Here is a 7,323-nt window from a genome sequence, read left to right as displayed (position 1 = left end):
CACCAACCGAAAGGAACGCCAGACATGGCAACCACCCTAGGACTACTGATCCTCATCGCCGCCACCACATTCATCGTGCCCATCATCAACTACCTCAGCAACGCAGAAATGCGCCTGCGACAGCTACCCGAGGGCACTAGCCACACCATCAAAGAGACCTACCGCCCACTGTTCGTACTCGCCGCCGCCATAGCTATCCTGCTTCCACTCCTGGCCAATGTCGCCGTCTTTCCCCAAGAGGTAAAAGCAATCTTCATCCCCTCCGCAATCGCCCTTAGCGGATTGATCGTCACCCTGGCACTTATGGCCATTGACACCGCCGCCCGCCTAGAACTGCGCACAACCCCGCAAGCCGCCTACACACTGGTGGGATAACCTAGACAAAAAGGAGAGACCCATGCCGAAGAAAACCTGGACAACGCCAATCCACGCACTGCGCACCATTGTCGTCGACACCGACGAAGAAAACCCCGCCGTAGAAATCCACGCAGTAGAAGGCGCAACACTTGACGAACTGCAAGCCCGCGCCTACAGCCCGGCAGACGTAGGACTAGCTATCAAGACCCTTACCGAAGCCAATAACTGCGCCCAGGCGCACTACGACGAGCACGCTGACGCCGAAAACTGGCACGAGGACAACAGCATCTAGACTCCTCACACATTAAGCCCCAGCCGCCCTACGGTTGGGGCTTAATGTATAGCAATGACACCAAGCACACGCACCAGTGGGGGAGCAGGGGGCGCACGATAGACGGTGTCACCAGGTAAATGTACACACCACCTGTTAAAGCATATGGCAAGCCATATGTTCCGCCATATGTCTTGCCATATGTTAAAACATATGTTAAACTAAAGGCACGCCGCACGGAAGAGACATCTTCCACCACACACGCGGTAACACTCGACACCAACCGAAAGGAACGCCAGACATGGCAACCCAAACCACCACCTTCTACACCCCGCAACAACAGCGCCACATGGACGCCTTCGAATGGTGGAGCAACAAGAACCACGGCTTCGTCCCTGACTACGCCTACATCGACACCACCGCGCCAACAAAGCACATCCGCCACGAAGCCCGCGCCTACCTCGGCGAGATCACCATCAACGACCACCAAGCCGCCGAAATCTGGAACGAACTGCAAAACTGCCGCGCCACCCACCTAGAGCACTCCATCATCGTGCGCGCCGAAGTCTTCCTCACCGTCCTAGCCACCGTCGTCGAAATCTAAGACCCCGCCTGCGGCCCACAGAGGGCCGCAGGCCCACCAGTCCCGGCACAGGGCACCCAAGCCCAAGGGACGCCTCACAGACGACGACAGCGCCGGATACACCGGCACAACACACAAGCGAGACGCACACGAGACGGAAAGAGACTATAGCCATGGCAACCTACGCCACCTTGAACGACGCAATCCACTACGAAATCATCACCCCGCTAGGGGAGTGGGCACACCACTTCAACATCAACGCCATTGCCGAGCGACTCATCTACTGGCACCACGACATCAACACCGACGGAACCATCAACCTCAACCGCAGCGGCTTCCGAGTCCGCACCAACACCGACTTCTGGAAACTAGCCCAAGCCAACGCACTGTAGACATAGCGCCCCGGCCACACGCCGGGGCGCACTCATTGAAAGAAAGGGGGAGACCTCACCCAATCCCTGACACAAACACCGCACACTAAAACAACGTCTGCTGGTCACTATCGACACCAAAGATTGCCTCACGATAGCGACGCTCGTCCCACCCATCACGAAGCGCATTCCTAATCCGTCGCGAGCGCTCAACCCGAGAACTCAACGCCGTAACAGCAACCCTGTTTCCAGTATGACGGCCAAGCGCTACCGCATAGCGAAGATTCTCCCGCTGTGTTGTCTTACGCACATGACCACAACCGACCCGCACGCACAGCGGTTCGTTGCACTCATGCTCGGCAACCTCGCGCTCGGAAAACGACTCGCCCGCGACAAGAAGCGCAAAACGATGAGCCGCCACCGTGCGCTGACGGTTACCGCGCTGCCACGTAAACCGTCCATACCCATCAGGAGAGGAAATAGAGCCCACCCATAGCCAGCACCCGTGCGGTGATTTCACGACATGCTCAAAGAAAGTCTTGACAGTCTTATCGTCAAAAGGAAGCTCCGGATCATGAACACGCGCCGACCGAGACTGCCGAGCCGAAGTGGCCGGCTTCGGCTCCAGGTGGGCAAGCTCTGCAAAAGGAATATCCTCAAAGTCTTTCATGACACCCCACACGTCCGACGCTTATGACACCATAGGCAGCACGCACCACAGAGAGGAAGGACATACCCATGGAAGCACTGCCATTTATCGAATCCACCAACCACGTTCCCGGCTGGTGGCAACTCGCCCTTATCGCCATACCTATCTGGATGCTCATCGCGCAGATACGACGAGCAGGACTGGTGGCAGGAATCCTCAGAGCGTTAGGCGGAATCATCGCTTGGGTAATCATCTGGTACTTCTTTACCTTCCTCGGTGTGATGATTGGCTCCATGGCCGACCACTACGAGCGCGCCACCGACGAGACAAACGACTCGCCGTACTCCAACACCTACGAAGACGCGCCCGCCAACCCTGGCGAGTACTACGACCCCAACGAGCAGAAGTACTAGCCAGCATTACGGCGAAAGACTGCTCTTTCTCTCTACCGACTACTGACCATCAGAATCGTGGTCACCCTCGCCGCCAGCGCCCTCAGAGGCGCTGGCGGCTTCGTCGTTGTCCTGGCGCTCATCATCAGCAGTGTGCGACTCATCGTCTCCAGACGAATCCTGCGCACTAGGGGAGGAATCACTAGCGGCCCCCAGCATGTCGTTGAAGTCCCGCTGGCTGACACCAACGAGCTCGCGCACAAGTTCCTTGGACTCGCCTAGGTCGATAATTTCTTGTGAGGCTTCGCCAATCTTTTCATCGAGTTTCTCGCGCTGGTCGATTAGCGACAGTAGTGAGTTGAGTTTCTTCTTCCTGTCGCGCAGCTTGCGCTGTTCATCTTCGAGATGCTGACGTAGTTCCTGACGCTTCTTCAAACTTCTACTTGCGGTAACCATAAGCCCACAATGCCAGCGCACACACACCATCGCAACCCTGACACAAACACCCGCTGACGCGAAAAGGCCAGAGCCCAAACAGAAAGACGAGACTTTCTCGCTCATGGCCAGACGCGGCGCACGGCCGCGTCGACGCGCGCAAGCGCGCTTTCAGACACACACTATTGGCACTCTTAGTGTTAATCGGGTTTTGGCTGCTAGACTAGGGCGCATGATGACCCTGCGCGTAGTCAACAGCGGAACAGGTTATGAGTACCTGTTGCGCTCTGTGGCTACCAATGATGGGCCAACAGACGCGCCAAGTTTGTCGAAGTATTACGACGCTAAAGGCACCCCACCGGGGCGTTGGTTGGGCTCTGGGCTTGCCGGTTTGAACACCGAGAACGTCGTGCAGGGTGGGGAAGTTACCGAGTCGCAAATGGCCGCATTATACGGCGAAGGCTTGCACCCGGATGCGGATATGAAGATGTCCGAGGGTCAGAAAATCAAGGACGTGCAGCTGGGTCGACCGTTCGCTAACTTCACTAATGATGTGCCGGTTTTGGTGGCACTTCGTGACGCCGAGCGCCGCCACCGGCAGACAACCGGCACGCTGATGGGAAAGCAAGAGCGCGCCGAATTAGTGCAGAATATTGGCCGGGAATTCTTCATTGAAGAACACGGTGTCGAGCCGCAGTCAGGCCGGGAAATTGTCAACTGGGTCAACGGTCTTAAAGACAATGTGCGCCAATCTGTGTCGGGTTTTGACCTTACTTTTTCGCCCGCTAAGTCCGTATCCGTGGCGTGGGCACTGTCTGACGAAGAGACAGCGCGGCGCATTGAAAAGCTTCATCACCAGGCCGTAGAAGAGGCTATGGCATGGGCAGAAGACAACGTGTTTTTTACTCGTTCCGGCAAGCAAGGACGCGAACAAGTCAAGACGAAAGGCGTTATCGCCTCTGAATTTAAGCACTACGATACGCGCGCAGGAGACCCAGATCTGCACTCGCACGTACTGGTATCTAACAAGGTTCAGGCCGAAGACGGACGCTGGCTATCGCTTGATTCCAAAGCACTACACAAGCAGGCTCAAGCCATTTCGCACCGCTATGACTCCATCTTGAACACCCTGTTATCCAACGACATGGGCTACACCTTTACCGCCCGCGACCACGGCGTAAATAAGGAACCAACGTGGGAGATTGAGGGTGTTTCCGAGTCGTTGATGGAGTCGTTTTCTAAGCGCCGACGCGGTGCAGAACCGGTCTACAAGCGCTTGGTGGAAGAGTTCGTTGCCGCTCGCGGCACGACCCCAAACTCGGTTGAGGTAGGGCGTTTATGGCAGCAAGCTATCTTGGAAACCCGTGATGCTAAGCGTGAACCAGAAAGCCTTTCTGAGCTTCGCGCAGGCTGGAAAAACGAAGTATCCGCCCGCAACAACGGCGCAGAAGAATTAGCTGCAATCAACCAACTTGCCGCAGATTCTAAACGCGATGAGCGCCCACTATTTGACGCCCAGGAGCACTTGTCAGGCCTTATTGACGATGTTTTAGCCACGGTAACGAGGCGTCGTTCCTACTTTCGTACCTCGCATGTAGCTACCGCTGCGGGTGGAAAACTCCAAGGCTACCGCTTCGATTCTCTTTCCGAGCGCGACCTTATCCACGCCACTGTGGTTGAAGCTATCGTGCGCGATAAAGCCATTGCGCTCAACGATTTCGACGTCCTAGAACTGCCCGAGGCGTTGAAAAACACGGCAGGAAAAGCCCGCGATACTCGCGCCGATAGTGAGCTTTATACCACCCAGGACATTCTCGATACCGAAGACAAGGCCCTGGCTGCACTCAACGAGCCGGTGGCTGCATTCGCACCTACTGCAGCGATTGATAAGGCTCTTGATGAGCACGAAAAACAGGCTGGTTTCCGTCTTAACGCCGGGCAGGAATCCATGGCGCGCTACCTCCTTACCTGCGGCACACTGGCCGCTACCGGCGTGGGCCCGGCTGGTACTGGCAAGACTGCGTCTATGCGTCTTGTCGCCAACGTCTGGGCGAATGAAGGACGCAACGTTATTGGCCTGGCACCGTCTGCACAAGCCGCAGACGTGTTGTCTGAGGACTTAGGCTTTGACGCTTTTACCATCGACAAACTCACCTACACCTGGCGAGGAAACCACCCAACAAAACCCGGCCACAGCCTCAAAGACCTTCCAGTATCCATTAACGCCGGTGACATGATCATCGTCGACGAGGCCGGCATGGCCTCGACCCCTAACATCGGATCACTGCTAGAAATTGCCGAAGAAGCAGGCGCAGTCGTGCGCTTTATCGGCGACCACAAACAGCTCGGCGCAGTAGAAAACGGTGGCCTCTTCGGCGCTATGGTCAACGCTGCCGAACGTACTGATAATCAACTCTCCGAGGTCGTACGCTTCGGCGGAGATAGTGAACAATCTGCCACCAGCTTGCGCCTGCGCGAAGGCGATAAGTCTACTTTCGACTTCTACTCAAAGCGTGGTTGGGTCAATGGTGGCGCACGCAGCGACATGCTGGATAAGGCCGCAGCAGACTACCTGGCTGATATTTCCAGCGGTAAAACCAGCCTTCTTATTGCTGCCACCAACCACGATGTAGCAGAACTCAACGAGACAATCCGCGCCCACTACATCGCCCACGGCGCTGTTGACACCACCATGGAAGCCGCGCTTTCCAGAGGGGAAAAAGCAGGCGTGGGCGATACGATCCTGGCGCGCAAAAACCAGACTTTCTACGACGATGAGACCGCAACGAGTACCCGTATCAACAACGGCACACTGCTGACTGTCACCGCCATTGCCGAGAACGGCAGTATCACCGCCCGCAACACAGCAACCGGCGAAGAGTTGTGCCTTCCGGCAGACTACGTACGGGATAACGTGCAGTTGGGCTACGCTGCTACCGTCCACCGCGCCCAGGGCAGCACCGTGGACTGTACCCGCGCGGTCATTGACCACCACGTCGATAGGGCCGGGCTGTATGTCGCACTTACACGCGGCAAAATCGCCAACCACATCTATGCGGTGACCGAACACCAGCTAGATGAACTTGCTGAGGAAGGCCACTACCACTACCAAGGCATAGACCACGCCCCCAGCGCAAGGGATGTCTTTAATAAGGCAATCTCGCGTGATACCACCCCGAAGGCCGCACGCGAGATCATCGCCGAAGTCGTAGACGAGCAAACCTCACCTGATCGCATGATGGGCCTGTGGCTTATGGGTAAAGACGAGGCCACCACCGACTTCATCGACTCCTACCTCCCCGACTGGATCGACACCCTACCTGGCGACCTTTCCCGAAAGATTGAAGCCAGCGACGACGGGCTAGAGCCTATCCGCCACGGCTGGGTAAAACTCATTGATGCAGGCATTGACCCGCGCACCGTCATGGATACTGCTACTCGCGATATTGACAACGCCCACGATCCAGCACGTCTTATCCGCTACCGCCTAGACGAACAACTCCGCCTGCGCGATACCGGAAAGCGTAACCAGCTGCCTCCTGTATCTGGTCAGACAGATATAGAACTCGATACGTGGCTGCGCACCCATAACCCCTATGACCGCGCGGAAACTACTCGCCTTACTGGAAAGGAAGGAAACCTCAACCAGCTCAACCAAACTGTGCTGGCCGAGCACGCACGCTTTGCTTACTCGAAGGTCGAGTCGCTGACCTGGCAAGAGGCAAGTATTACCACTCGCCTACACGAAGACAAAGACGCGGCCCTCCATGAGGTACAGGCTAACTACCAGCAGGTAGTCCTTGATACTGGGCGCATTCGCGCCTACGAGCAGGCCATGGCAGACCACAATGCAGCTCTTCGCGAAGAAGAAGCAGCCTGCGCAGACATGGAGCACCAACGCCTGCTCGCAGAAGACTACACCCGCCCAGTTGCCGAGCGGGCCTACGACCACGACGCCGACGGTTATGGCACGTACCAACAGCGCATAGACCACGCGCACAAGCGCCTTGAACAAGCACAACAGCGCCGCAGCTTAGCCCAGCAGGCCATTGAAGAGACCGGTTCTAACTTGCCGGAGGCAGGTCTGTGGGACGAAATCTGCTACCGTGCCGACGACACAGAAGAATGGGACAAGCGCCTAAACGCTGCCGCACAGCACGACAGCGAGCACGTCCACAATCTTCAACAACGACTTGATTCGATTCGCCGCGAGAAGATGGACTGGGCCGATCGTGCAGACATCGCCACGCGCTTGCGCGCAGAGG

At 56.8% G+C, this 7,323-nt stretch carries 8 protein-coding genes; 6 read left to right on the top strand and 2 right to left on the bottom strand.

All coding sequences use genetic code 11. The annotated features are described in order from the left end of the window. Positions 1–24 precede the first annotated feature (24 nt). From HMPREF3155_RS05790 to HMPREF3155_RS05775, 4 genes are all read left to right on the top strand, one after another. Positions 25–375 (top strand): hypothetical protein, encoded by a 351-nt coding sequence (locus tag HMPREF3155_RS05790; protein ID WP_070432802.1) that lies wholly within the window; start codon positions 25–27, stop codon positions 373–375. 22 nt (positions 376–397) lie between these two features. Continuing rightward, positions 398–649: a hypothetical protein gene (locus HMPREF3155_RS05785; RefSeq protein ID WP_070432801.1), complete on the top strand. Its 252-nt coding sequence runs from the start codon at positions 398–400 to the stop codon at positions 647–649. A gap of 280 nt (positions 650–929) precedes the next feature. Beyond that, a complete protein-coding gene (locus HMPREF3155_RS05780) occupies positions 930–1,232 on the top strand; it encodes a hypothetical protein (protein WP_070432800.1) in 303 nt (100 codons plus the stop codon). A 152-nt stretch (positions 1,233–1,384) separates the two neighbouring features. Beyond that, positions 1,385–1,603, top strand: coding sequence for a hypothetical protein (locus tag HMPREF3155_RS05775; RefSeq protein WP_070432799.1), 219 nt, complete (start codon positions 1,385–1,387; stop codon positions 1,601–1,603). 85 nt (positions 1,604–1,688) lie between these two features. Here the strand turns inward: HMPREF3155_RS05775 and HMPREF3155_RS05770 are convergent, their stop codons facing one another. Next, positions 1,689–2,252, bottom strand: coding sequence for a hypothetical protein (locus HMPREF3155_RS05770; protein WP_070432798.1), 564 nt, complete (start codon positions 2,250–2,252; stop codon positions 1,689–1,691). A gap of 68 nt (positions 2,253–2,320) precedes the next feature. Between HMPREF3155_RS05770 and HMPREF3155_RS05765 the strand changes: the two genes are divergently transcribed. Then, positions 2,321–2,644 carry a hypothetical protein gene (locus tag HMPREF3155_RS05765; RefSeq protein ID WP_070432797.1) on the top strand — a complete coding sequence of 108 codons (324 nt, stop codon included), beginning with the start codon at positions 2,321–2,323 and terminating at the stop codon, positions 2,642–2,644. Between the two features lie 39 nt (positions 2,645–2,683). Here the strand turns inward: HMPREF3155_RS05765 and HMPREF3155_RS05760 are convergent, their stop codons facing one another. Next, on the bottom strand, positions 2,684–3,058 hold the full coding sequence (locus HMPREF3155_RS05760; protein ID WP_246817699.1) for a 3-deoxy-D-manno-octulosonate 8-phosphate phosphatase: 375 nt from the start codon (positions 3,056–3,058) through the stop codon (positions 2,684–2,686). 232 nt (positions 3,059–3,290) lie between these two features. Between HMPREF3155_RS05760 and mobF the strand changes: the two genes are divergently transcribed. Continuing rightward, on the top strand, positions 3,291–7,323 hold a 4,033-nt coding region (gene mobF / locus HMPREF3155_RS05755; protein ID WP_070432812.1), incomplete at its 3' end, for a MobF family relaxase.

It is taken from the genome of Corynebacterium sp. HMSC06D04 (assembly GCF_001807315.1).
Taxonomy (GTDB): domain Bacteria; phylum Actinomycetota; class Actinomycetes; order Mycobacteriales; family Mycobacteriaceae; genus Corynebacterium; species Corynebacterium simulans.
The sequence above is the reverse complement of the archived record's forward strand: the minus strand, read 5'-3'. Positions and strand labels throughout refer to the sequence as shown.